Origin of the sequence: Streptomyces composti (assembly GCF_012034205.1) — a bacterium.
Taxonomy (GTDB): Bacteria; Actinomycetota; Actinomycetes; order Streptomycetales; family Streptomycetaceae; genus Streptomyces; species Streptomyces composti.
Window position 1 is genome coordinate 21,884 of record NZ_JAATEM010000022.1, and the last position, 23,478, is coordinate 45,361.

A 23,478-nucleotide genomic window follows, 5' to 3' on the forward strand; every position below is an offset into this window, starting at 1 on the left:
GCGGCCCGGCGGATCCGTCGCCCCCTCGGCCCGAGCCGGAGCCCGGTGCGGACCTCACCGCCGGCCCGCCCGGCACGGGCGCCTTCGCGGCCGGACCGGGGCGGTGTCCGCCGGGCCGGTCACTCCTCCGGAGGCACCGGTGGGATCACCGCCACGGGGCAGGCGGCGTGGGAGAGGACCGCCTGGGTGACCGAGCCCATCATGCGGGCGGGGGCCAGGAGGCGGCGGCGGTGGCGGCCGACCACGACCAGCTCCGCGTCGCGGGAGGCGGCGACGAGGTGGCCGGCGGCGTCGCCGGGCAGGGCCCGGATCTCGGCGGTCACCTCGGGACGGGCCTTGCGGTGGGGGGCGAGGAAACCCTCGGCCAGGGTGAGGGTCTCGTGTTCGACGGCGTCCTGGTCGACGGCCGGGCCCGGCATCTCCCCGGGCAGCATCCAGGTCTGCAGGGGCCAGGGGTAGGCGGCGACGATCTCGAGACGGGCGTCGCGCATCGCGGCCTCGGCGAAGGCGAAGGCGAGCGTCGCCTCGTCGGGGCTGTCGGTGTTCAGTCCGGCGACCACGCGCGGGCCGGGGCCCGCCCGGTAGCCGTCGTGCACCTGGCGTCCGGGCCGGGGCACCACGACGACCGGGCAGTCGGCGTCGCGGGCGACGGCCAGCGAGGTGGAGCCGAGGAGCAGGCTGGCGAAGCCGCCGCGGCCCCGGGAGCCGAGCACCAGCAGCTGAGCCGAGGCGCCCAGGTCGGCGACGACCGCGCCGGGTGCGCCGTCCAGGGCGGCGTACTCGACCGGCGGAAGCCCCTCGCGCCCGTCGAGGCGCTCGCGGATCCGGTAGAGGACCGGGCTGCCGGGCTCCTGCGGCGGTGCCGCGGCGAGCACCTCGGGCGGGGACCACAGCGGGTACTGGCGTACGTGCACCACCTTCAGCGAGGCCCGGCGCCGGCGCGTCTCGTCGATCGCCCAGTCCAGGGCGCGCAGACTGTCCTCGGACCCGTCGACCGCCGTGACGACCGGCTCACTGATCATGGGAATCCCTCGCCTCCGCAGTACGGCCGTTGCTCGTCCGCCCAGCCTGGCCCAGCCAGGGCCGCGCGGCGGCGTCCCCGTCCGCGTGTCCGGAAATCCGGCGTGCACACTCCCCGGTTCAGCTGCCGGTGCGCCCTCAGGTCAGGTCGAAGTCCCCCTCGCGGGCACCGGACACGAAGGCGCCCCACTCGTCGGGGGTGAAGATCAGGGACGGGCTGCCCGGGCGCCGGCTGTTGCGCATGGCGACGAAGCCCTCCACGAAGGCGATCTGCACATCGCCCCGGCCTCGGCTGCTGGACTGCCACTGCGCGTTGCTCAGGTCCAGGTCCGGCTTGTCCCAGCCCTTGGGCGGGCGCTGCTGGGTGGTGCTCTCGGCCACGTCCGTGCTCCTCCTGGTGTGCGTCGTCCGCGGCCAGCCTAGCGATCGGTCCCCGCCCCCGACAGGTCATGTGAGCGGGACCTTCGCGGGTCGGCGGGGAAAGGGCCTCAGGGGTCGGGGGGTTCGCTGCCCACGAGCCACATGGCGAAGACTGGGAGCCGCCGCAGCAGCGGGCGCACCTGGTGGTCGCCGTGCGGGACGCTTCCGGTGAGCAGGGCGTGCGGGCCGGCTGCGCGGCCTCGCGGGAGCCGGAGTGGTGAGTGAACGGTGGTGGGGCCCCCTCGTACGGCTCGAAGCAGGCGATGTCGGTGAGGGCGCCGGTGCGTTCGGCGGCACCAGCGGATGCGGATCCGCATCCCGGTGCGCACGGCGTCCGGACCGGGCGCGTCGAGGGCGTGCAGCAGCGCGGTGTCCGCACCGTCGAGGCGGACCAGGACCCAGGCGAAGGAGGCGGCCAAGGGCTGTCCCCCGCGCGGGGCGTGGTTCCAGGCCCAGGTGGTGACGGTGCCGGTGGGTGCGACCTCGACGAGTCCGCGCAGTTCCTCGGCGGTGACGGGGCCGTACTCGGCGGGCGGGACATGGATCCGGCGGTCGGAGCCGCGCACGCCGAGGACGACGCGTTCGCGCAGTCCGGTGAGGAAGGCTTCGCCCAGCGGCAAGGCGGACCATCGGTGGGCATGCGCGGTCGCGACCGCGGGCGGGTGACGTCCGGCGCGGTGGTTTGAACACCGAGCGCGGTACGGACGTACTGGTGCCTGCAGGCCCGGACACCGGGCCCGTTCGTCATGCCATCGCAGGACTGCGCGGAAGGACCACCGGGTGCCGCTCTTCACACGCTCCCGTCAGCTGCCGGGCCCCACCGCCGAGAGCACCCCGAACACACCGGGCGTACAAGGCGACCCGGCGGAGACCGACGCCCCGGAGAGGGAGCGGGACGCGGCGGCGCCGGACGCGGACGCGAGCGCGGCGCCGGACGGAAAGTCCGGGAGGGTGTCCGGGAAGGCGGAGACGTCGGCGGGCGAGTCGACCTCCGACGGTGCGGGTGAAGCGCCCGCTCCGGGCGAGGGCCCGGCCGGGGACGACGCCGGCCCGGTCTCGCCGGACGCCGGCCGCGAGTCGCCCGGCGAGAAGGCATCCCCGCCGGAATCGGACGGCGCCCGCCCCACGACCGGCGACGAGGACGGCACACCGGGCGGCACCGCGACCGTGACGGACGACCTCCCCGTCTCCCCCACTCGCCCCGGCTGGTTCGGTTGGCGGCGCCGTCATCCCCGTGCCGCACACCGGGTGAGCGTGGGGACGACGGTCCTGGCCGGTGCGCTCGTACTGGTCGCGCTGCTGATGCCCAACCGGCTGGAGCGGATGCACCTCGTGGCGTTCCTGCGGCTGCCCGCCGAGGGCATCCTGCTGGCGACCCTGCTGCTGGCCCTGCCGCCCCGGCCCCGGCGGATCACCGCCGTCGTCGCCGGTGTCCTCCTGGGCCTGCTCACCGTGCTGAAGTTCGTGGACATGGGCTTCTACCAGGTGCTGGCCCGGCCGTTCGACCTGGTGCTCGACTGGATCCTGCTCGACGACGCGGCGGAGTTCGTCCGGGAGTCGTTCGGCCGCGGCGGGCAGGTGCTGGCCGTGATCGGGGCGATCGTCCTCTTCCTCGCGGTACTGGTCCTGATGACGCTGGCCATGGTGCGGGTGACCGCCCTGATGGTCCGCCACCGGCACACCGCCACCCGGACCACGATCGTGCTGGGCCTGGTCTGGATCACGTGTGTCACCTTCGGTGTGGAGGTGGGCGGTGCCAAGCTCGCCACCCGGGGTACGGCCCAGATGGTGGAGAACCGGGTGGAGGCGGTGCGTGCGGGCCTCGCCGACGCCCGTATCTTCGAGAAGCAGGCCGCGGTGGACGCCTTCGCCGACACCCCGCCCGACCAGTTGCTGACCGGACTGCGCGGCAAGGACGTGCTGTTCACCTTCATCGAGAGCTACGGCCGGGTGGCGATCGACGACCCGGCGATGGCCGGGCCGATGGACGCGGCGCTGCGGGAGGGCACGGACCGGCTGAAGGCGGCCGGATTCGAATCGCGCAGCGCCTGGCTGACGTCGCCGGTGACCGGTGCGGGGAGCTGGCTGGCCCACTCCACCTTCCTGTCCGGCCTGTGGATCAAGAACCAGCAGCGGTACCGGAGCCTGACCACCAGCGACCGCATGACGCTCACCAAGTACTTCCGCAAGACCGGTGACTGGCGCACCGTCGGCATCGTCCCCGGGGTGCGGCGGGCCTGGCCGGAGGGCAAGTTCTTCGGCCTGGACCACATCTACGACTCCGAGCACCTCGGCTACCACGGCCCCTACTTCAGCTGGACGCCGGTGCCCGACCAGTTCAGCCTGGAGGCCTTCGAACGGCTGGAGCACGGCAGGAAGAACCGCGAGCCGATCATGGCGGAGATCATCCTGGCCTCCAGCCACAACCCCTGGTCCCCTGTCGCCCGCATGATCGACTGGGAGGACCTGGGGGACGGTTCGGTGTTCCACCGGATCAAGAAGGAGGGCACCGACCCCAAGGAGGTCTGGAAGGACCCGGAGAAGGTGCGCACCGAGTACCGCCGGGCCATCGAGTACTCGCTGCGCAGCCTCACCGAGTGGATGGAGCGCTACGGCGACGAGGACACGGTGCTGGTCTTCCTCGGCGACCACCAGCCGGTCCCGACCGTCACCGCGGGAAGCCGCAACAAGGACGTGCCGGTGACCATCGTGGCGCGGGACAAGAAGGTGCTGGACCGGGTGGCCCACTGGAACTGGACCGAGGGCCTCAAGCCCGCGCCGCACGCCCCGCGCTGGGGCATGGACAAGTTCCGCGACCGCTTCATGACGGCCTACGGTCCGCAGGGCGGGCGCTGAGGAACTGCCCGACCCGTGCGGTGAACCACTCCGGGTCGTCCAGCCACGGGTAGTGCCCGGCGCCGGGCTGCACCGCGAACTCGGCGTCCGGGACGATCTCGGCGCAGCGGCGGGCGAGCTCCGGGCGGGGGCCGCCGTCGAGCTCTCCGGCGAGCACCAGCACCGGGGCCGTCAGCCGGGCGAGCGCCGCCCGGGCGGCGGGCGGGTCCCAGGCGCCGTCCGCGCCGAACAACTCGGCGGCCTCGTCGTTGTACTGCGTGTCCCCGGCCCGGTCGTGCGCGCGGGCGGTCTCGTCCCAGCGGCCGTAGAAGAAGGGGGCGAAGACCGGGTCGTAGTCGCCGGTGCCGGCCAGCCAGTCCCGGTACGCCGGCCAGGCCTGGGCGTACCAGGGTTCGTCCCGGCGCAGCAGGGCCGCCGCCCGGCGGTCCTCGGCGGTGGCCGGCATGCCCAGCGCCCAGGGGGTGGCGGTGATCAGGGCCAGCCGTGCCACCCGCCCGGGGTGCCGGGCCGCATACAGCAGGGCGAGGCTGCCGCCCGCGGAGTGGGCGAGCAGGTCCATGCGCTCCAGGCCCAGGTGGACGCGGAGCGCCTCCACGTCGTCCACGAGCCGGTCGCAGCGGTAGGTCGACGGGTCCTTCGGGACGGACGAGTCCCCGGTGCCGCGCAGGTCGAGCAGGGCGAGCCGGCGGTGGGCGTCGAGTCCGCCCAGGTTTCCCAGGTAGGCGCTGGCCCGCATGGGGCCGCCGGGCAGGACGACCAGCGGTTCGCCCTCGCCCCGCAGGTGACAGGCGAGCGTGGTCCCGTCCGGCGCGGTGAAGATCGGCATGAGGGTGATCCTGCGGCGCGCGCCCGGCCATGTGCAACGGACTTCCGGAGAAAGTGCAGGCCCAGGTCTTGCATCGACCGGTGGTGACCTGAATTACTGACCCCTGAAGCTCAACCGAATGATCGGTCGCCCGGATTGATGCGATTCGTGTGCGATGCGTGAAGGGAAGGTCCTGATGACTCAGGCGGCGGACCTGCGGGACGCGGCGGAGCGGCTCGACGCGGAGGGGCTGCGCGCGCTGCAGCTGGAGCGGCTTCGGTCCTCGCTGCGGCACGCGTACGAGAACGTGCCCTTCTACCGCGAGTCCTTCGACAAGGCGGGCGTCCGTCCCGACGCCTGCCGGTCGCTCGCCGATCTGGCCCGTTTCCCGTTCACCACCAAGGCGGACCTGCGGGAGAACTACCCGTACGGCATGTTCGCCGTTCCCCGCGAGCGCATCCGCCGGATCCACGCCTCCAGCGGCACCACCGGGCGGCCCACGGTCGTCGGCTACACCGAGAACGATCTGTCCATGTGGGCGGACATGATGGCCCGCTCCATCCGCGCGGCGGGCGGCCGGCCCGGCGACATCGCGCATGTGGCGTACGGCTACGGCCTGTTCACCGGCGGCCTCGGCGCGCACTACGGCGCCGAGCGGCTCGGCTGCACGGTGGTCCCCGCCTCCGGCGGCATGACGGCACGGCAGGTGCAGCTGATCCAGGATCTCGAGCCCGCGATCATCATGGTGACCCCGTCCTACATGCTCACGCTGCTGGACGAGTTCGAGCGGCAGGGCATCGACCCGCGCGGCACCTCGCTGCGGGTGGGCATCTTCGGCGCCGAGCCGTGGACCGAGCAGATGCGGCGGGAGATCGAGGAGCGATTCGCCATCGACGCCGTGGACATTTACGGGCTGTCGGAGGTCATCGGCCCCGGTGTGGCGCAGGAGTGCGTGGAGACCAAGGACGGCCTGCACATCTGGGAGGACCACTTCTACCCGGAGGTCGTCGACCCGGTCACCGGTGAGGTGCTGCCGGACGGGGAGCGGGGCGAGCTGGTGTTCACCTCGCTGACCAAGGAGGCCATGCCGATCGTGCGGTACCGGACGCGTGATCTGACCCGGCTGCTGCCGGGCACCGCCCGGGTGTTCCGGCGCATGGAGAAGGTGACCGGGCGCAGCGACGACATGGTGATCCTGCGCGGGGTGAACCTCTTCCCCACGCAGATCGAGGAGATCGTGCTGCGCACGCCGGGTGTCGCCCCGCACTTCCAGCTCCGGCTGACCCGCGAGGGCCGTATGGACGCCCTGACGGTGCGCGCGGAGGCCCGCCCGGACGCGGACAGCGCGGTCCGCGCCTCGGCCGCGCAGCTGATCAGATCGGCCGTGAAGGACGGCATAGGGGTCTCGGTGGACGTGGAGATCGTCGATCCGGAGACGCTGGAGCGTTCGGTGGGCAAGATCCGGCGGATCGTGGATCTGCGGTCGGAGCAGCCCGCCGGGCCGGTCAGCTGAAGCGGTCGCGCAGCTCGCGTTTGAGGATCTTCCCGCTGGCGTTGCGCGGCAGTTCCTCGACGAACAGCACCCGCTTGGGCGCCTTGAACGGCGAGAGCTTCTCGCCGGCGTGCGCGATCAGTTCCTCCTCGGTGACGTCGCCGCGCGGGACCACCACCGCCGTGACGGCCTCCACCCAGCGGTCGTCGGGCAGACCGATCACGGCCGCCTCGGCGACCGCCTCATGGGTGTAGAGGGCGTCCTCGACCTGGCGTGAAGCCACCAGCACGCCACCGGAGTTGATGACGTCCTTCACCCGGTCGACGATGGTGAAGTAGCCGTCGGAGTCGCGCACCGCGAGGTCGCCCGACCGGAACCAGCCGTCGCGGAACGCCCGGGCGGTCTCCTCGGGCTTGTCCCAGTAGCCCTCGCAGAGCTGCGGTGAGCGGTAGACGATCTCGCCGGGGGTGCCGTCGGGCACGTCCTTGCCGTCCTCGTCGACCACCCGGGCGTCGACGAACAGCACCGTCCGGCCGCAGGAGTCCATGCGCCCCTCGTGCTCGTCCGGCCCGAGGACGGTGGCCAGCGGCCCGATCTCGCTCTGCCCGAAGCAGTTGTAGAACGCCAGGTCCGGCAGCCGCTCCTTCAGACGCTCCAGGACCGGCACCGGCATGATCGACGCCCCGTAGTACGCCTTGCGCAGCCCGCTCAGGTCGCGGGTGTCGAAGTCGGGGCGGTTGGACAGGCCGATCCACACGGTGGGTGGCGCGAAGAAGCTGTCCGCGCGCCCGCTCTCGATCAGGTCGAACAGCCGGTCGCCGTCGGGGGCGTCGAGGACGATGTTGGTGGCGCCGACGGCCAGGTAGGGCATCAGGAACACATGCATCTGCGCCGAGTGGTACAGCGGCAGCGCGTGCACGGGGCGGTCCCCTGCCGCCAGGTCGAGGGCGGTGATGGCGCTCAAGTACTCGTGCACCAGAGCGCGGTGGGTCATCATCGCACCCTTGGGCAGGGCGGTGGTGCCCGAGGTGTAGAGCAGCTGCACCAGATCCTCGGAGCGGGGTTCGGGGCCGTCGTACAACGGTGCCCCGTCCAGCCGGGCGAGCAGGCTGTCCTCGCGGTCGCGCAGCGGCAGGGACGGCACCTGGCCGGGGAGCCGGCCGGTGAGACCGGGGTCGGTGAGGACCAGGCTGCTGCCGGACTGGTGCACCAGGTAGGCGAGGTCGTCCCCGGTCAGGTTCTGGTTGACGGGCACGTGCACCAGGCCGGCGCGGGCACAGGCGAGGAAGCCGATCAGATAGGCGTCGGAGTTGTGGCCGAAGGCGCCCACGCGGTCGCCCGGGGAGAGCCCCTCGGCGAGCAGGAGCCCGGCCGCGCGGGAGACGGCGGCGTCCAGTTCCTCGTAGGTCCAGGTGCGGTCCGCGTACTCGAGTGCCGTGCGCGCCGGGGTGCGCCGTGCGCTGCGTCGCAGGACTCCGTCGACCGTGCTGCCGTGTCCGGGCGTCATGACTGACGATCCTCGGTCGGCGGGCGGGGCGGGGTCAAGACGCCGGTCCGGGGCGGGTGCAGGGACGGAGCGAGCGGCTGCCCGTGGCGGGCAAGGGCCGGACGGCCGGGCTCCCGGGATGGTTGAACGGTCGTCAGAAGTCCGTGCAGTCGTCCTGACGGTCGAACATACCGGTTGGTGCGCTCAGCCACTCCTTCCCCGACGACGTTGGGAGGCACGATGCGTATCCGCCCGAGACGGTTCGCTGATGTCCTTGACCCAGGCGCGGTGGCGCTCGGGGATCGTCGTCTCCGCATCGGCCCCGGTGACGCCCTCCACCTTGCCGGCGGGCATCACCACGTCCAGGCCGTGGGGCCGGCCGCCGGTGCGGGCCTCGATCCAGTCGAGGGCGCGGGCGAGCTCACCGGGGGCCGGTGCAGCGGACCGCGCCGAGCAGTCCGAGGCCGCCGGCCCGGCTGTTGGCGGCTGCGACGGCCGGGAACGGGGTGAAGCCGAAGACGGCGTGCTCGATTCCGAGGGTCTGGCTCGGCTCCGTCCGCACGGGCGCAGGATGCCGCACTCCTCCGGACGACGGAAGAGCCTTCCTGACGGTTCGCCAGTTCGACTTGATGGGTCGTCAGATCATGCGGTGTGCACACCCATTGACACACAGGCCACTCTGACAGGAAAGTTTCACTCCGCGAAGCGATCGCGAAAGATTCTTTCAGACGGCGCGGCAGGCTCAGGAGCCGGGAGGAAGCCCATGGCGGGCGACGGAGCGAGCGGCATCACCAGACGTCAACTCGGTCGCGGGACCCTGGCGCTGGGAGGTGCCCTGGCCCTCGCCGCGCTGCCGGCGGGACCCGCCGCGGCGGCCCCGGCGGGCGGCGGGCGCACCACCCTGCGGCACGGCTCACCCCACCGGGCCGGACTGCTCGCCGAGCATCTGGACCGGCTCGTCGCCGACGCCGAGGCCTTCCTCGGCCCGTCCCCCGAGCACCCCTGGTACGCGGGCGCCGTACTGCTCGCCGGCCGGGGCGGCACCGTGGCCCTGCACCGGCCCATCGGCATGGCGGTGCGTTACCGGGCCTACGACGAGGAGACCGACACCGGCATCGAGTTCCCCGAGGACCAGCAGATCCCGATGGCCGAGGACACCGTCTTCGACCTGGCCTCGGTGTCGAAGCTGTTCACCTCGATCCTCGCCGTGCAGCAGATCGAACGCGGACGGCTGGAGCTGGAGGCCCCCGTCGCCTCGTATCTGCCCGGCTTCGGGCGGGCCGGCAAGCAGGAGGTGACGATCCGCCAGCTCCTCACCCACACCTCGGGATTCCAGGCCTGGATCCCGCTGTACCAGGAGCCCACGTACGAGGAGAAGCTCCAGCGCCTGTACGACGAGCAGCTGGTGAACCCGCCCGGCACGGCCTACCTGTACTCGGACCTGAACCTGATCTCCCTCCAGCTGGTCCTGGAGAAGGTCACCGGCCGCCCCCTGGACACCCAGCTGCGCGAGGAGATCACCGGGCCGCTCGGCATGCGCCGCACCCGCTACAACCCACCCGCCTCCTGGAAGCCGAAGATCGCCGCCACCGAGGACGCCCGGCTGCCCTGGTCGGGGCTCGACCGGGGCCTGGTGTGGGGCGAGGTGCACGACGAGAACGCGTACAGCCTCGGCGGGGTCGCCGGACACGCAGGCGTGTTCTCCGACGCCTGGGACCTGGCGGTGCTCGGCCGCACCCTGCTCAACGGCGGCTCCTACGGCAGGGCGCGCATTCTGCGGCCGGAGTCGGTGGAGCTGATGTTCACCGACTTCAACACCGACTTCCCCGGCGACGAGCACGGGCTGGGCTTCGAGCTCTACCAGCACTGGTACATGGGCGCGATGGCCACCCCGCGCACGGCGGGCCACACCGGCTTCACCGGGACGGCCCTGGTGCTCGACCCGACCACCGACTCCTTCCTGGTCCTCCTCGGCAACTCCGTGCACCCGGTGCGCAGCTGGCGCTCCGGATCCGCTCCCCGGGTGGCGGCCGCCAACAACCTGGCACGTGCGGTGCCGGTGCGGCCCGCCCAGGGACGGGCCGCCTGGTTCTCCGGAATGGCGAGCTCCACGGAGGCGACGCTCGCCCTGCCGGCGCTGGACACCGGGCGGGGCGACGCCCGGCTGCGCTGCGCCCTGTGGTGGGACACCGAGCCGCGGTCCGACGTGCTCACCCTGGAGGCCACGGACGACGGCGGAGCCACCTGGCGTCCTGTTCCCTTCACCACCGTGCCCCGGCGGGGTGAGCCCGTGCCCCACCCCTCGGGCACGGCCACCGGCTGGTCGGGGCGCGTCTGGCACACCCTGACCGCCGAACTGCCCGCCGCGCGCGGCCTGGTGCTGCGCTGGCGCTACTCGACGGACCAGCTCTACGTGGGCCGCGGTGTCTACGTGGACGCCCTGCGCGTCGAGTCGGCCGGCCGGGTGCTCTTCGACGAGGCACGGCCCGCCGACCGGGACCGCATCGAGGCGCGGGGGTGGACGGCTTCGGCGAACTGACCTCCGGCCGGCCCGGCTCGTGGTCCGCCGGGCGGCCGGCCGTGCTCGCGCTCCGTCCGGCGGCCGGCCGTGCTCGCGCTCCGTCGGCCGACGGACCTCCGGACCCTGGTCAGTCCCCGCTGCTCTCCAGTACGGCCATCGCCGCGTTGTGTCCCGGCACCCCGCTGACCCCGCCGCCGCGGACCGCGCCCGCGCCGCAGAGCAGGACGTTGCCGTGGCGGGTCTCCACGCCCCAGCGGCCGGTGCCGTCCTGGGCATGGGGCCAGGACAGGTCGCGGTGGAAGATGTGGCCGCCGGGCAGTCCGAGGTCGCGTTCGAGGTCGAGGGGCGTCCTGGCCTCCAGGCACGGGCGTCCGTCCGCGTCGGTGGCCAGGCAGTCGGCGAGCGGTTCGGCCAGGTGGGCGTCGAGCTGGGCGAGCGTCGACTTCAGCAGCTCCTCGCGTGCCGCCTCGTTGTCGTGCCGGAACAGCCGCGCGGGCGTGTGCAGGCCGAAGAGGGTGAGGGTCTGGTAGCCCCGCGCGGCCAGGTCCGGGCCGAGGATCGTGGGGTCGGTGAGCGAGTGGCAGTAGATCTCCGACGGCGGCACGGCCGGGAGTTCACCCGCGGCCGCCTGGGCGTGCGCGGCGGCCAGCTGCTGGTAGCCCTCGGCGATGTGGAAGGTGCCGGCGAAGGCCTCGCGGGGGTCGACCGAGCTGTCGCGGAGCCTGGGCAGCCGCTTGAGCAGCATGTTCACCTTCAGCTGGGCGCCTTCGGCGGGCTCTGGAGGTGTGTCGCCGGTCAGGGCGGCCAGCTCCTGCGGGGAGGCGTTCACCAGGACGTGGCGGGCCGCGGCGACGCCCTCCCCGTCGGCGGTGCGGTAGGTGACCTCGGCGTCGGTGCCGTCGGTGTCGATGCGCACCACCTCGTGGCCGGTGGCGAGGACGGCGCCGGCGTCGCGTGCGGCGGCGGCCAGCGCGCCGGTGAGGGCGCCCATGCCGCCGACCGGGACGTCCCAGGCCCCGGTGCCGCCGCCGATCACGTGGTAGAGGAAGCAGCGGTTCTGCTTCAGGGACGGGTCGTGGGCGTCGGCGAAGGTGCCGATGAGGGCGTCGGTGAGGACGACGCCGCGTACCAGGTCGTCGTCGAAGTGGCGTTCGACCGCGACGCCGATCGGCTCCTCGAACAGCGTCCGCCAGGCCTCCTCGTCGTCGACGGTACGGCGCAGCTCCTCGCGGGTGGGCAGCGGCTCGGTGAGCGTGGGGAAGACCCGCCGGGCGACGCGGCCGGTCATGCCGTAGAAGCGCTGCCAGGACTCGTACTCGCGGTCGGAACCGGTGAGCCGGACGAAGGCCTCGCGGGTGCGCTGCTCGTCACCGGCGACCAGCAGGCCGGTGGGGCGGCCGTCGCGTTCGGTGGGCGTGTAGGAGGAGACGGTGCGGGAGCGCAGCCGGAAGTCGAGTCCGAGCTCGGTGACGATCTTCTGCGGCAGCAGGCTGACCAGGTACGAGTAGCGGGACAGCCAGGCGTCGACACCGCTGAACGGCCGCGTGGACACGGCCGCTCCCCCGGTGTGGTCCAGCCGCTCCAGCAGCAGCACGGAGCGCCCTGCCCGGGCGAGGTAGGCGGCGGCGACCAGGCCGTTGTGGCCTCCGCCGACGATCACGGCGTCGTAGGTCCCGGACGGGTGGAGTGCGGTCATGCTTCTTGGTAGCACGCGAAGATCGCGGGCGGCCAGGGGGCGAACCGGGTGCCGGGGCGGCCCGGGGGCCGGGCGCGGGGGAGGCCACCGGTCACCGTCCGTCCGCGGTTGCGCGGCGGCGCAGTGCGGCCACGTGTCGGTAGAGGTCCACGGCCTCGGTGTCGCGGCCCAGCTGCTGCAGGCACTGGGCCTCGTCGTCGCGGCTGGCCAGGGTGTCCGGGTGGTCGGGGCCCAGGACGCGCTCCCGCGCCTCGGCCACGGCCCGGTACTCGGCCAGCGCCTCCGCCCACCGGCCCAGCCAGCCCAGGCCGACGGCCACCTCGCGGCGGCTGACCAGCGTGTCCGGGTGGTCCGGGCCGAGGGTGCTCTCCCGCAGGGCGCACACCTCGCGGGACTCGGCCAGCGCCTCCTCCCAGCGGCCGAGCCGGCCGAGGTTGACGCCGACTCCGTGGCGGGCGCGCAGCGTCTCGGGGTGGGTGGGGCCCTGGACGCGGGTGCGGTCCCGGACGAGTGCGCGGTAGTGCTCGAGGGCCTGGGTGATGTGGCCGAGCCGGCCCAGGCTGATGCCGATCTCGTAGCGGGCGGCGAGGGTGTCGGGATGGTCGTGGCCGAGGACGGCGGCCCGCGCCTCGGCGACCTCCCGGTAGATGTCCAGCGCCTCCTGCCAGCGGCCCAGCAATCCGAGCGTGTAGGCGACTTCGTAGCGGCTGACCAGGGTGTCCGGATGGGTGGGGCCGAGCACCCTGGCCCGGGCGCGTGCGACCTCGCGGGCCATGCCGCAGGAGTCCTCGAGGCGGCCGAGCCGGCCGAGGTTGAAGGCCAGGTTGTGCCGGCAGCGCAGGGTGTCGGGGTGGTCGGGGCCCTGGGTGCGCTCACGGGCGGAGAGCACCGACAGATAGACCTGGTGGGCGTCGAGGGCGCGGCCCAGCTGGGCCAGGACGTAGGCCATCTCCTGGCGGGCGGCGAGCGTGTCGGGGTGGTCGGCGCCGAGCGCGCGGATGCGGGCCTCGGCCACCTGTTTGTACTCCTGCAGTGCCTCGGCGGCGCGGCCGGTGCGGCTGAGCGCGAAGGCGACCTCGTAGCGGCTGGCGAGGGTGTCGGGGTGCTCGGGGCCGAGCAGGCGGCGGCGTTCGGCGGCGACCGCACGGTGCACCTCCTCCGCCTCCGTCCAGCGCCCCAGCCGGCCCAGGCTCAGGCCCGCGTTGTGCCGGGCGGCCAGCGCGGTCAGCGTCTCCGGGGGCGGGGTGGGCGGGTCGTCGGGCACGGACCGGTCGGCGCGCACCGCGCCGGCGGGGCGGGGAATCCATTCCCCGGTCAGGCCGGCCGCGGGGTCCGGCGGGGTGGTCCGCAGCGTGCCGCCCGCGGCCTTGTGCCCGGTGGTCATGCCGCGGGTCCAGGAGGGTGAGCGCGCGGGCCGGCCGGTTCCGGCGCGCCGGCCGGCGGCGGGTGCCGCACCGGCTGCCCGCTCGTCCCCGGGTGTGCCCGTCGCGCCGGCCGTCATCCGGCCCTCCCCCGGCGGGAGGGCCACCCCCGGCGGGAGGGCCGCACGCTCCGCCCAGCCGGGCCGCGTTCGGCCCGCCGGGCCCGCCCGGTCCTGCCCGGCCGGCGCCGCCCCGCTCACCGGCTGCCCCCCGCTCCCCGGCACCACGAGCGGGCCCGCTCGGAGCGCGGCCAGGCGACCGGACAGCTCCCGGGCCGTGTCCGGGCGGGCCTCCGGGTCCTTGGCGAGCAGATCCAGAATGATGCGGTCCAGCTGCTCGGGCAGTTCGGCGCGGTGGGTGCGCGGTGGCCGGGGCGGGGTGTCGCGGTGGCCGACCAGGACCGCCCAGGCGTCGTCGAGGTCGAACGGCGGCACCCCGGTGGCGAGCTCGTACAGCACGCAGCCGAAGGAGTACAGGTCGCTGCGCCGGTCCACGGTGGAGCCGCTGATCTGCTCCGGCGACATGTAGTGCGGGGTGCCCATCGCCACACCCGTGCCGGTCAGGCGGGAGGTGAAGCCGATGTCGTGGCCGAGGCGCGCTATGCCGAAGTCGCAGATCTTCACCGTGCCGTCGGCGGTGCGCACGATGTTCGCGGGCTTCAGGTCCCGGTGCACCACGCCCTGGTCGTGGGTGTAGGCGAGCGCGGCGGCCACCTGTTCGGCGATGTCCACGATCTGCTCGACCGGCAGCGGATGGTGCTTGTTGTCCTCCAGGAGCTGGCTGAGGTTGCGGCCCTGGAGCAGCTCCATCACCAGGTAGAGCACGCCGCCGGACTCCCCGAAGTCGTGCACCACCGTGATGCCCCGGTGCTGCAGGGCCGCCGCCACCCGGGCCTCGCGGCGGAACCGCTCTCTGAGCACGCGTCCGAACGACTGGTCCTGGCCGGAGCCGAGCGGCTTGAGGCACTTCACCGCGACCTGCCGCCCCAGAGACTCGTCACGGGCCCGCCACACCTCGCCCATGCCGCCGCGCCCGATCAGGTCCAGCAGCCGGTACCGGCCCTGGATGAGCCTGGTGTCCCCCATCTTTCGCGCACGCCCCCGTCGCTGTAAGCCGTGCCCTCCCCTGGCTCGTCCAGTATGGCGACCATCCGCCCGACTTTGTACGGTGCCGTGTACTCCTGCGCACTACCTCCGCACCCGCGGCATACCCAGGCCGATCCAAGGAAATGATCTCCCATTGGATCTCGTTGCTGCCGCCGCCGAAGCGTTGCGGAAATGGGGAACGGGCGTGGAGGGAGCGGCGATGCCGTGCGGGGGCGCGGGGGCCGTCCACACCCGCAGGCCCCGAATGCCGCCGGGCGCGGGGGCCGGTGTGCCGGCCGGCGGCCCCGAACGACGCGAGCGCGGCGGCCGGGCGACGCGGGCGGCCCCGCGTCAGGGCGACGCCAGGCGGCCGTGCGCGGTGACCGCGGGCGGCGCCGGGCCGCCCCGCACACCGCTCGGCGGCCCCGGACCGCGCGCTCCGAGGCGCGTCTCGCCGGGGCGCGCCGCATCGGCGCGCCTCTCGTCACCGACGCGGGACGTCAGAGCAGTACGGCGAGGAAGTCCGTGCAGGCACGGGCACAGGCGCGGCAGGCCTCGGCGGTCTGCTCGGCCCCCGGCTGCCGGTCGAAGACGTGTGCGCTCTCCAGGGCCACCTGGCGGCACCACTCGACCTGGACCCGGATGGTGTCCTCGTCCACCTGGCTCTGCTCGGACAGCACGCGGCAGGTGGCGTCGCACACCTCGGCGCACATGATGCCCTTGCGTCGTACGAGTTCCTGGTTCTCGGTGCCGTCCGGATCCACGAGGCTCGCCCGCAGTGCGCACGCCCTGGCGGTCTCGGTGCACGCCTGGGCGCAGGCGAAACGGTCCTCGAGGAACCGGAACAGCTCCTCCTGCGATGTGGTCGTCACACAGCGCGAGTAGCCGGGGCCGCTCGAGGCCAAACCCTTTCGGTGTCCGGGTCGCGCCCGTTTCTCCCGGCCGGTTCACCGGCCCGTCCGGGGGTACCCGCGCTCCATGACGAACACCTCATGGATCGAGACGGCCGACCTCGCCGCCGGGCGCGGAGCCCTCGGCATCGGGATGGTGGTGGCGGCGGCCGTGGTCGTGGCCCTGCTGATCGGCGCCTTCGCCTTCGGCAGCCGGCGGGTCCGGCAGGCCGGGCGCGTCCGGCCGCGCCCGGAGGAGCAGCCGCGGATGCCGGAGGGAGGCCCGGTCCGGGAGGTACGGGAGAACAGGGAGCCCGACGAGATGCCGACGGGTGAGGGACGGCTGACCCCGCACGAGATGCCGGGCCGGGGCAGCTCGGGCACCGGCGCCGCACAGGAGCGGCCCCGGTGGGACGAGGGGAGCAGCGGCGGTTTCGGCAGCGGCGGGCCGGGCGCGCGCTGAGCGGCCGGTGAGGCGTCCACGAGCGGTCAGCCGCGGTGATGCGGCGGCTGCGGGTGCGCGGCAGCCGCTTGCGCGGTTCCGCGGGACCCTGAAGGACGTCGCCCTGCCGGCCTGAACCACCCTGCCGCACACTCGCCTGAAGGGGCGGGTCGTGCGGCCCTCTGATGCGCCGGACGGCGCGGGTGAGGGCCGCACGGCCCGCCCTTCGCCTGTCCGCGGTGACATGGATCACAGCATCTCGGTGCATCGTTTCGGGGGGCCGGGAGTCTTTGTCAGGGGTGCAAGGGATTGCCGGACACGGGGGCGCAGGGATGGAGCGATGGGGGGCCGACGGCTTCGACGCGTTCGTGGCCGCCCGCTGGTCGTCGCTGCTCCATGTCGCCCGGCTGCTGACCGGCGGGGACCGGCAGCGGGCCGAGGACCTGGTCCAGGAGGCCCTGGTGAAGCTGTGGTTCGCCTGGCCGAGGATCGCCGAGCAGGCCCCGGAGGCGTACGTCCGCCAGGTGCTGGTGCGGATGGCCGCCCGGTCGGCGCGCAGGCGGTGGTGGGGCGAGCGCCCGGTGGAGCGGCTGCCCGACCGGCCCGGCCCCGGCGACATGTCCGCGGCCGTGGCCGAACGCTCACGGCTGGAGGAGGCGCTGGCGCTGCTGCCGCCGAAGCACCGGGCCGCGGTGGTGCTGCGGTACTGCGAGGACCTGTCGGAGACCCAGGTGGCCGAGGCTCTCGGGTGCCCGGTGGGCACGGCCAGGTCGCACGCCTCGCGCGGGGTGGCGCGGCTGCGGCAGATCCTGTCCGGCACGGTCGGGCACCTGGGGTGAGGGGAGAAGCGATGGACGACTTCGAGCGGGAGCTGGCCCGCATGATGCGCGAGTCCCACCGCCCGAGCCCGTACGGCCCCGACCAGCAGCAGCGCCTCCACGCCGGCATCCGGTCCCGCCGCCGGGCCCGGATGCTGTGGCGGGCCGGCGGATCCGCGCTGGCGGTGACCGGCCTCGGCATCGGCCTGGCGCTGCTGCCCGCGCTGAACGACGGGTCACGGCCGGAGGACCGGCAACGGCTCCCGGCCGCCACGCCCTCGGCACCCCCGGTCCTGCCCAGCCCCACCGAGTCGATGCCGCCCGGCGGTCCCGGCACCTCGCCGCCGGATTCCTCGGATGCGGGCACGTCCGTGCCCGGAGACGGCCGCACCCCCACCTCCCTGACGCCCTCCCCCACCGGAGACGGCCGCACCCCCACCTCCCAGACGCCCTCCCCCACCGGGAGCGCCGGGACTGCGCCTCGGCCGCCGGACGGGCCCTCCCCGTCGGCCTCGCGGTCCGCGCGGTTCGCCGGCTCCGGGCCGGACGGCCCGGAGAAGACCGACAGCGGATAGCGGCCCCGGACAGCCCCTCCGCCCCGATCGCGCACACCCGCGAGTACCGGACGGCTTCGCTCCGGTACTGGGCCCCGTGCACCCAGATGACCGCCCGTGGCGCCGCCCGGCAGCCCCCCCTTCCGGGGCCCGTCCGGCGCCGGAAAGAGACCGTGACCCGTCATGAGAACCGCGAGGCGGTCGGCACCGTCCGGCCGCCGCCCCTCCGCCGCGAGCGCCGCCCCGGTGGCCCTTCCGCGCCGTGCGCCGCTGCCCGCCCCGCACACCGGGCCCGTCCTGGACGTGGTCGTGCCGGTCCACAACGAGGAGACCGATCTGGAGCCGTGCGTGCGGCGGCTCCACGCCCATCTCGGCGAAACGTTCCCCTACTCCTTCCGCATCACCATCGCGGACAACGCCAGCACCGACCGCACCCCGCTGATCGCGGCCCGGCTGGCCGACGAGCTGCCCGGCACCGAGTGGATACGGCTGGCCGAGAAGGGGCGCGGCCGGGCCCTGCACGCCGCGTGGTCACGCTCCCGCGCCCCGGTGCTCGCCTATCTGGACGTGGACCTGTCCACCGACCTCGCGGCGCTGCTGCCGCTGGTGGCACCGCTGATCTCCGGGCACTCGGACATCGCGATCGGCACCCGTCTCGCACGCGGCTCGCGGGTGGTGCGCGGACCCAAGCGGGAGTTCATCTCCCGCTGCTACAACGGCCTGCTGCGCGGCACCCTGGCGGTGGGCTTCTCCGACGCGCAGTGCGGTTTCAAGGCGGTGCGGCGGGACGTCGCCGAGCGGCTGCTGCCGCTGGTGCAGGACCGGGAGTGGTTCTTCGACACCGAGATGCTGGTGATCGCCGAGCGCGCCGGCCTGCGCATCCACGAGGTGCCGGTGGACTGGGTCGACGACCCGGACAGCAGGGTGGACATCCTGGCCACCGCGCTGGCGGACCTGCGCGGCATGGCCCGGCTGGGCCGCACGCTGGCCGGGGGCCGGCTGCCGCTGACCGCGCTGCGCCGCACCGGCACGCCGGGCGGGGACGGGCTCGGGCTGCCGCCCGCGCTGGTGCCGCAGCTGCTGCGCTTCGCCGCGGTCGGGGTGGCCTGCACGCTGTTCCATCTGCTGCTGTTCACCTCCCTGCGGCCCCTGGCCGGCGCCCAGGCGGCCAATGCCCTCGCCCTGCTGGCCAGCGCCGTCGCCAACACGGCGGCCAACCGGCGGCTCACCTTCGGGGTGCGGGGACGCGGCGGGGCGCTGCGCCACCAGCTCAAGGGCCTGGCCGCGTTCCTGGTGGGCCTCGCCCTCACCAGCGGTTCGCTCGCCGTTCTCCAGCACACCGCGCCGGACGCCGGTGCCCGGGTGGAGCTGGTGACGCTGGTCGCCGCCAACCTCGCCGCCACGCTGCTGCGTTTCCTCCTTCTGCGGGCCTGGGTGTTCCCGGGCCACCGCTCCCGCCGTACGACAGGAGCCTCCGTCTCATGAGCACCGCCGGGACCAGCCGGACCGACGATCCGACGCCCTCCCCGCCCGTCTCCTCGGCCTCCTCGCCGCGCTCTCCCGCCTCGCCACCCTCCCCCGCCTCGCCCTCTTCGACCTCCCCGCGCCCCGAACCCGCCTCGCCGGTCCCGTCGGTCTCGCCGTCTCCGTCGTCCTCGCCGCCCGGGGCGCCGGTCGCGACGGCCTGGCCGGTGCTGCCGCGCCCCGCGCCGCCCGGCCTGCCCGAGCGGTGGCGCCGGGCCGCCGCCGCCCGGTACGGCCCGGTCCTCGCCACGTACGGCGTGCTCAAGCTGGCCGGCTTCGCGGTGTTCATGTACCTGCTGGACTCGGCCGGCGACTTCCGGGAGAAGCACCCGCGGTTCGGCGGGGGCGAGCACACCTGGGACGTGCTGGGCAGCTGGGACGGCTGGTGGTACCAGCAGATCGCCCTGCACGGCTACGACCCGGCCCTCGAGCCGGTGCCGGGCGCCACCGGAATGATCACCCTGAAGGGGAACTCGGCGGCGTTCTTCCCGCTCTACCCGGCCCTGATGAAGCTGGTCTCGGCGGTCACCGGGCTCGGCCCGTACGGCTCCGGCATGGCCGTCTCCGTCGTCTTCTCCTTCGTCGCGGCGCTCGGCGTCCACGCCGTCACCGCCCGGCTCGGCGGGCCGCGGGCCGGTCTGGTCGCGGTCGGGCTGTGGGCGGTGTGGCCGGGGTCGGGTACCGAGTGGGCGGTGTACTCGGAGTCGGTGTACACCGCGCTGGCCGCATGGGCCTGCTACGCGGTGATGACCCGCCGCTGGCTCACCGCGGGCGTGCTGACCTTCACCGCGGGCCTCGCCCGCCCCACCGCGGTGGCCCTGGTCGCCGCGCTCGCCGTCGCCGGGCTGGTGGAGGTGTGGCGGCACCGGGAGAGGTGGCGCCGGCCGCTGCTCGCGGTGGCGATCGCCCCGCTGGGCACCGCCGGCTACCTCGGCTGGGTCGGCTACCGCATGGGCGACTGGAACGGGTACAGCAAGCTGCAGGACGGGGCCTGGGCGCACAAGTTCGACTACGGGCGGCACACCGCCGACGTGCTCACCTCGGTGGCCGTGGGCCGCACCGACTACCACTTCGCGATGCCGTTCGAGGACATGATCGGGGTCGCGGTGGTGCTGACGGTCCCGGTGCTGACGGTGCTGCTGGTGCGGCTGCGGCCGCCGGCCGTGCTGGTGGTCTACACGGTGCTGTCCTACCTGATGGTGATGGGAACGCAGCAGTACTTCGGCAATGTCTCGCGCTATCTGCTCCCGCTGTTCCCTCTCTTCATCCCGCCGGCCCTGGCCATGCGGCGCCTGCGCCGGCCCTCGCTGATGACGGTCCTGGGCACGGCGGCCCTGGCGTCCGGCTCGTACGCCGGGTACGCGCTGTTCGAGCTGGGGGTGCCGTAGAGCCTCCGGGGCGGGAAACGCCCTGGGGACCTTCCCGGCGGGACCGCCCCTGGTGCGCCCGGCCGCGGGTCCGTCCGGGTGCGGCCGGGCCCGCCGGTCAGTAGCGTGCGGGCATGGGCGGCGAGAAGGCGGCGAAGCTGCCGCGCAAGGTGTACGAGAAGGAACTGCTGCGGCTGCAGATCGAGTTGGTCAAGCTCCAGGAGTGGGTGCGGGCGGAGGGCGCCCGGCTGGTCGTGGTGTTCGAGGGGCGGGACGCGGCCGGCAAGGGCGGCACCATCAAGCGGGTCGCCGAGCACCTCAATCCTCGGGTCGCGCGGGTCGCCGCGCTCCCCCGGCCCACGGAGCGGGAGCGCACCCAGTGGTACTTCCAGCGGTACGTGGAGCATCTGCCGGCCGGCGGGGAGATCGTGCTGTTCGACCGCAGCTGGTACAACCGGGCCGGCGTGGAGCACGTCATGGGCTTCTGCACCAAGGAGGAGCACGAGCTGTTCCTGCGCCAGTGCCCGGTCTTCGAGCGGATGCTGGTGGAGGACGGGATCCTGCTGCGCAAGTACTGGTTCTCGGTGAGCGACACCGAGCAGCAGGAGCGGTTCCGGCGCCGGCTCGAGGATCCGCTCAAGCGCTGGAAGCTGTCGGAGATGGACCTGGAGTCGATCACCCGCTGGGAGGACTACTCGCGGGCCAAGGACACCATGATGGTGCACACCGACATCGCCGAGGCGCCGTGGTACGTGGTGGAGAGCGACGACAAGCGGCGGGCCAGGATCAACATGATCGCCCATCTGCTGGACTCCGTGCCCTACCACGAGGTGCCGCCCGCGGTGCTGGAGCTGCCGGAGCGCCCCAGGTCCACCGGCTACGAGCGCTCGCCCCGCGACCTGCGCACCTACGTCCCCGACCACGCGGCCACTCTCTGAGCGGCCCGGGAAGCGGCACGGACGTGCGGCGCCGCGAGGTCCCTCGCGGCGCCGCAGCCTCACCTTCCCCCGTACGAGTGACGGGGCGTCACTCGCCGATCGGCACCTTCCCGTTGGGCTGCGCGCCGCCGCGGGCGGCCAGGCCCTTGAGCAGCTCGGCGAGATCGACGCCCGTGGTGGAGCCGAGCAGCTCCATGCCCTGGGCGACGTTGTCGGCGACCGTGCGCGGCAGCCGGCCGGCGCCGTCCGTGGAGATCACGGTCATCTTGTCCACCGCGGCCAGCGGCTCGGCGGCCTTGCCGACCACCTGCGGCAGCACCTCGACCAGCATCTGCAGCACCGCGGCGTCGCCGTAGCGCTCGAAGGCGTCGGCCTTCTTCTGCATCGCCTCGGCCTCCGCCGAGCCCTTGGCCGCGATGGCCGCGGCCTCCGCGTCGCCCTCGATGCGCACCGCCTCGGCGAGCGCCGCACGCTGGGCCTTCTCGCCCTCACCGGTGAGCCTGGCCCGCTCGGCGGCCGCCTCGGCCTCCTTGACCGCGGCGATACGGCGGGCCTCGGCCTCCTGCTCGGCCTGGTAGCGGGCGGCGTCCGCGGGCTTGCGGACCTTGGTGTCCAGCTCACGGTCCGTCAGCTCGGCCTGCCGCTGGGCGACCTTCTCCTGCTCCTGGAGGATCTCCTGCTGCCGTGCCGCCTCGGCGAGCGGTCCGGCGGCGTTGGCGCGGGCGGCGGCCTCGTCGGTCTCCGCCTTGATCTCGGCCTGCTTCAGCGCGAACGTGCGCTGGGCGATGGCGATCTCCTCCTCGGCCTTGAGCCGGGCCTGCTCGGAGGCGCGCCGGGCCTCCGCCTCGGCGATGTCGGCCTCCTGCTTGGCGCGGGCGGCCTCGGGGCGGCCCAGGTCCTCGAGGTAGGAGCCCTCGGTGGAGATGTCCTGGATCTGGAAGGCGTCGAGGACCAGGCCCTGCCCGGACAGGCTGGCCTCGGCCTCCTCCGCGACCTGCCCGGCGAAGGCGGCGCGGTCACGGATGATGTCCTCCACCGACATGCGCCCGACGATGGAGCGCAGGGCGCCGGAGAGCACCTCCTGGGTGAAGCCGACGATGCCCTCCTGCTGCATCAGGAAGCGCTGGGCGGCGGCGCGGATGGAGTCCTCGGTGCCGCCGACCTTGACGATGGCGACACCCTCCAGGTTGGCCTTGACGCCGCGCAGCGTGACCGCGCCGCGGACGGCGACCGGGATGTGCCGGCTGGACAGGTCGAGGGTGAACTTCTGCTGCACGAACGGCACGACGAAGACGCCGCCGCCGACCACGACCTTCTGGCCGCTGTTGTCGGTGAAGACCCGCCCCGTCTCCGGGTCGGTGGACTTCTTGCCGCGCCGGCCGGTGACGATGAACGCCTCACTGGGTCCGGCGACCTTGTAGCGGGTGATGACCACGAGGGCCAGCAGGACGACGAGGACGACCGCGCCGACGACGGCGATCAGTACTGGGCTCATATGTGTGTATCCCCTTCAGCCCTCCCTTGGGGACGGCGCATCGGAACGACGGAACGACATGACGTACGGAGGTGCGGCCGCGCTGCGGCCGGCCCAGGCGGCACCGTGCCCGGTCAGCGCTCGACCGGGCGGACCACCACGGAGGTGGGCGTCGGGGACGACTCCACCCAGACCTCGGCGCCCCGGTCCACGGGCACCGAGCACTTGGCGGCCAGCTTCAGCGGCTGCCCGGCGAGGTGCACCAGCACTTCGCCGTAGCCGTCCGCCGGGATGGCGGTGACCACGGAGCCCGGGCTGCCGACGAGATCGCCGCCGCGCGGCGTGGCGGCCGGGTCGTCCCGCATCAGCACCCGGGTGAACCTCAGCGTCAGCCAGGCGGCACCGAGCCCCGCCAGGACACCGATCGCGGTGGCACCGGCGGCCCCGACGTCCGTGGTGGCCAGGGCGACGGCCCCGCCGAAGCCGAGCATGGACACGAAACCGGCGACGACCGGGAGCGAGAGCCACCCGTCGAGCAGTCCGTCCAGCACGCCGTCGAGCAGACCCTCCAGAAGCCCGTCGAAGATCAGGGAGAGCGCCAGCACCACGAGTCCGGCGATACCCAGCCCCAGGAACCAGTTCATTCAGGGCCCCCTGTCGTCGACAACC

The 23,478-nt window shown here is 73.9% G+C and carries 18 protein-coding genes and 2 pseudogenes; 9 read left to right on the plus strand and 11 right to left on the minus strand.

Annotated features, from left to right (window positions below; genetic code table 11):
- Window positions 1-119: 119 nt before the first annotated feature.
- The 3 genes and pseudogenes from HCJ93_RS18760 to HCJ93_RS18770 form a co-directional block, all read right to left on the minus strand.
- Entirely contained in the window at window positions 120-1,022 is a 903-nt protein-coding gene (locus HCJ93_RS18760; protein WP_167996882.1) for a universal stress protein, read from the minus strand.
- A gap of 136 nt (window positions 1,023-1,158) precedes the next feature.
- Window positions 1,159-1,401 (minus strand): DUF397 domain-containing protein, encoded by a 243-nt coding sequence (locus tag HCJ93_RS18765; RefSeq protein WP_167996883.1) that lies wholly within the window; start codon window positions 1,399-1,401, stop codon window positions 1,159-1,161.
- A 247-nt stretch (window positions 1,402-1,648) separates the two neighbouring features.
- A pseudogene (locus tag HCJ93_RS18770) lies at window positions 1,649-2,060 on the minus strand (Zn-ribbon domain-containing OB-fold protein); the annotation flags it as partial.
- Between the two features lie 682 nt (window positions 2,061-2,742).
- On the opposite strand from HCJ93_RS18770, the gene HCJ93_RS18775 reads away from it, so the two are divergent.
- Window positions 2,743-4,296 carry an alkaline phosphatase family protein gene (locus tag HCJ93_RS18775; protein ID WP_167996957.1) on the plus strand — a complete coding sequence of 518 codons (1,554 nt, stop codon included), beginning with the start codon at window positions 2,743-2,745 and terminating at the stop codon, window positions 4,294-4,296.
- On the opposite strand, the gene HCJ93_RS18780 is transcribed toward HCJ93_RS18775, so the two are convergent.
- A complete protein-coding gene (locus HCJ93_RS18780; protein WP_167996884.1) occupies window positions 4,262-5,122 on the minus strand; it encodes an alpha/beta fold hydrolase in 861 nt (286 codons plus the stop codon). The two genes, HCJ93_RS18775 and HCJ93_RS18780, sit on opposite strands and share 35 nt — an antisense overlap.
- A gap of 175 nt (window positions 5,123-5,297) precedes the next feature.
- On the opposite strand from HCJ93_RS18780, the gene paaK reads away from it, so the two are divergent.
- Window positions 5,298-6,614, plus strand: coding sequence for a phenylacetate--CoA ligase PaaK (gene paaK / locus HCJ93_RS18785; protein ID WP_167996885.1), 1,317 nt, complete (start codon window positions 5,298-5,300; stop codon window positions 6,612-6,614).
- On the opposite strand, the gene HCJ93_RS18790 is transcribed toward paaK, so the two are convergent.
- Both HCJ93_RS18790 and HCJ93_RS18795 read right to left on the minus strand, forming a co-directional pair.
- Window positions 6,607-8,100 carry an acyl-CoA synthetase gene (locus HCJ93_RS18790; RefSeq protein ID WP_167996886.1) on the minus strand — a complete coding sequence of 498 codons (1,494 nt, stop codon included), beginning with the start codon at window positions 8,098-8,100 and terminating at the stop codon, window positions 6,607-6,609. The genes paaK and HCJ93_RS18790 overlap by 8 nt on opposite strands.
- 249 nt (window positions 8,101-8,349) lie before the next feature.
- Window positions 8,350-8,641 (minus strand): annotated as a pseudogene (locus tag HCJ93_RS18795) (nitronate monooxygenase); the annotation flags it as partial.
- Window positions 8,642-8,842: 201 nt separating this feature from the next.
- On the opposite strand from HCJ93_RS18795, the gene HCJ93_RS18800 reads away from it, so the two are divergent.
- Window positions 8,843-10,618 (plus strand): serine hydrolase domain-containing protein, encoded by a 1,776-nt coding sequence (locus HCJ93_RS18800; RefSeq protein WP_167996887.1) that lies wholly within the window; start codon window positions 8,843-8,845, stop codon window positions 10,616-10,618.
- A gap of 109 nt (window positions 10,619-10,727) precedes the next feature.
- On the opposite strand, the gene HCJ93_RS18805 is transcribed toward HCJ93_RS18800, so the two are convergent.
- The 3 genes from HCJ93_RS18805 to HCJ93_RS18815 form a co-directional block, all read right to left on the minus strand.
- Complete coding sequence (locus tag HCJ93_RS18805; protein WP_206317627.1) at window positions 10,728-12,296, minus strand: phytoene desaturase family protein; 1,569 nt, start codon at window positions 12,294-12,296, stop codon at window positions 10,728-10,730.
- Window positions 12,297-12,387: 91 nt separating this feature from the next.
- Window positions 12,388-14,802 (minus strand): serine/threonine-protein kinase, encoded by a 2,415-nt coding sequence (locus HCJ93_RS18810; RefSeq protein ID WP_167996888.1) that lies wholly within the window; start codon window positions 14,800-14,802, stop codon window positions 12,388-12,390.
- A 500-nt stretch (window positions 14,803-15,302) separates the two neighbouring features.
- Window positions 15,303-15,674 carry a four-helix bundle copper-binding protein gene (locus HCJ93_RS18815; RefSeq protein WP_167996889.1) on the minus strand — a complete coding sequence of 124 codons (372 nt, stop codon included), beginning with the start codon at window positions 15,672-15,674 and terminating at the stop codon, window positions 15,303-15,305.
- A gap of 106 nt (window positions 15,675-15,780) precedes the next feature.
- On the opposite strand from HCJ93_RS18815, the gene HCJ93_RS18820 reads away from it, so the two are divergent.
- The 6 genes from HCJ93_RS18820 (at window position 15,781) to ppk2 (ending at window position 21,335) form a co-directional block, all read left to right on the plus strand.
- Window positions 15,781-16,155, plus strand: a complete 375-nt coding sequence (locus HCJ93_RS18820) for a DUF6479 family protein (RefSeq protein WP_167996890.1) — start codon at window positions 15,781-15,783, stop codon at window positions 16,153-16,155.
- Window positions 16,156-16,466: 311 nt separating this feature from the next.
- Window positions 16,467-16,973 (plus strand): SigE family RNA polymerase sigma factor, encoded by a 507-nt coding sequence (locus HCJ93_RS18825; RefSeq protein WP_167996891.1) that lies wholly within the window; start codon window positions 16,467-16,469, stop codon window positions 16,971-16,973.
- A gap of 11 nt (window positions 16,974-16,984) precedes the next feature.
- Window positions 16,985-17,527, plus strand: coding sequence for a cellulase (locus HCJ93_RS18830; protein WP_167996892.1), 543 nt, complete (start codon window positions 16,985-16,987; stop codon window positions 17,525-17,527).
- Window positions 17,528-17,689: 162 nt separating this feature from the next.
- Entirely contained in the window at window positions 17,690-18,991 is a 1,302-nt protein-coding gene (locus HCJ93_RS18835) for a bifunctional glycosyltransferase family 2/GtrA family protein (protein WP_167996893.1), read from the plus strand.
- A complete protein-coding gene (locus tag HCJ93_RS18840; RefSeq protein WP_240967693.1) occupies window positions 18,988-20,418 on the plus strand; it encodes a putative hexosyltransferase in 1,431 nt (476 codons plus the stop codon). Before HCJ93_RS18835 ends, HCJ93_RS18840 begins: the two co-directional genes overlap by 4 nt.
- A gap of 113 nt (window positions 20,419-20,531) precedes the next feature.
- Entirely contained in the window at window positions 20,532-21,335 is an 804-nt protein-coding gene (ppk2, locus tag HCJ93_RS18845; protein WP_167996894.1) for a polyphosphate kinase 2, read from the plus strand.
- Window positions 21,336-21,423: 88 nt separating this feature from the next.
- On the opposite strand, the gene HCJ93_RS18850 is transcribed toward ppk2, so the two are convergent.
- Together HCJ93_RS18850 and HCJ93_RS18855 are read right to left on the minus strand one after the other, a co-directional pair.
- Complete coding sequence (locus HCJ93_RS18850; RefSeq protein WP_167996895.1) at window positions 21,424-22,830, minus strand: flotillin family protein; 1,407 nt, start codon at window positions 22,828-22,830, stop codon at window positions 21,424-21,426.
- A 113-nt stretch (window positions 22,831-22,943) separates the two neighbouring features.
- A complete protein-coding gene (locus HCJ93_RS18855; protein WP_167996896.1) occupies window positions 22,944-23,453 on the minus strand; it encodes an NfeD C-terminal domain-containing protein in 510 nt (169 codons plus the stop codon).
- Between the last annotated feature and the right edge of the window lie 25 nt (window positions 23,454-23,478).

Bases quoted from the DNA above. Each gene is read 5' to 3' on its own strand.
- HCJ93_RS18760 (WP_167996882.1), bottom strand. From the start codon at position 1,022: ATGATCAGTGAGCCGGTCGTCACGGCGGTCGACGGGTCCGAGGACAGT.
- HCJ93_RS18775 (WP_167996957.1), top strand. From the start codon at position 2,743: ATGCCCAACCGGCTGGAGCGGATGCACCTCGTGGCGTTCCTGCGGCTG.
- HCJ93_RS18780 (WP_167996884.1), bottom strand. From the start codon at position 5,122: ATGCCGATCTTCACCGCGCCGGACGGGACCACGCTCGCCTGTCACCTG.
- paaK (WP_167996885.1), top strand. From the start codon at position 5,298: ATGACTCAGGCGGCGGACCTGCGGGACGCGGCGGAGCGGCTCGACGCG.
- HCJ93_RS18790 (WP_167996886.1), bottom strand. From the start codon at position 8,100: ATGACGCCCGGACACGGCAGCACGGTCGACGGAGTCCTGCGACGCAGC.
- HCJ93_RS18800 (WP_167996887.1), top strand. From the start codon at position 8,843: ATGGCGGGCGACGGAGCGAGCGGCATCACCAGACGTCAACTCGGTCGC.
- HCJ93_RS18805 (WP_206317627.1), bottom strand. From the start codon at position 12,296: ATGACCGCACTCCACCCGTCCGGGACCTACGACGCCGTGATCGTCGGC.
- HCJ93_RS18810 (WP_167996888.1), bottom strand. From the start codon at position 14,802: ATGGGGGACACCAGGCTCATCCAGGGCCGGTACCGGCTGCTGGACCTG.
- HCJ93_RS18820 (WP_167996890.1), top strand. From the start codon at position 15,781: ATGACGAACACCTCATGGATCGAGACGGCCGACCTCGCCGCCGGGCGC.
- HCJ93_RS18825 (WP_167996891.1), top strand. From the start codon at position 16,467: ATGGAGCGATGGGGGGCCGACGGCTTCGACGCGTTCGTGGCCGCCCGC.
- HCJ93_RS18830 (WP_167996892.1), top strand. From the start codon at position 16,985: ATGGACGACTTCGAGCGGGAGCTGGCCCGCATGATGCGCGAGTCCCAC.
- HCJ93_RS18835 (WP_167996893.1), top strand. From the start codon at position 17,690: ATGAGAACCGCGAGGCGGTCGGCACCGTCCGGCCGCCGCCCCTCCGCC.
- HCJ93_RS18840 (WP_240967693.1), top strand. From the start codon at position 18,988: ATGAGCACCGCCGGGACCAGCCGGACCGACGATCCGACGCCCTCCCCG.
- ppk2 (WP_167996894.1), top strand. From the start codon at position 20,532: ATGGGCGGCGAGAAGGCGGCGAAGCTGCCGCGCAAGGTGTACGAGAAG.
- HCJ93_RS18850 (WP_167996895.1), bottom strand. From the start codon at position 22,830: ATGAGCCCAGTACTGATCGCCGTCGTCGGCGCGGTCGTCCTCGTCGTC.
- HCJ93_RS18855 (WP_167996896.1), bottom strand. From the start codon at position 23,453: ATGAACTGGTTCCTGGGGCTGGGTATCGCCGGACTCGTGGTGCTGGCG.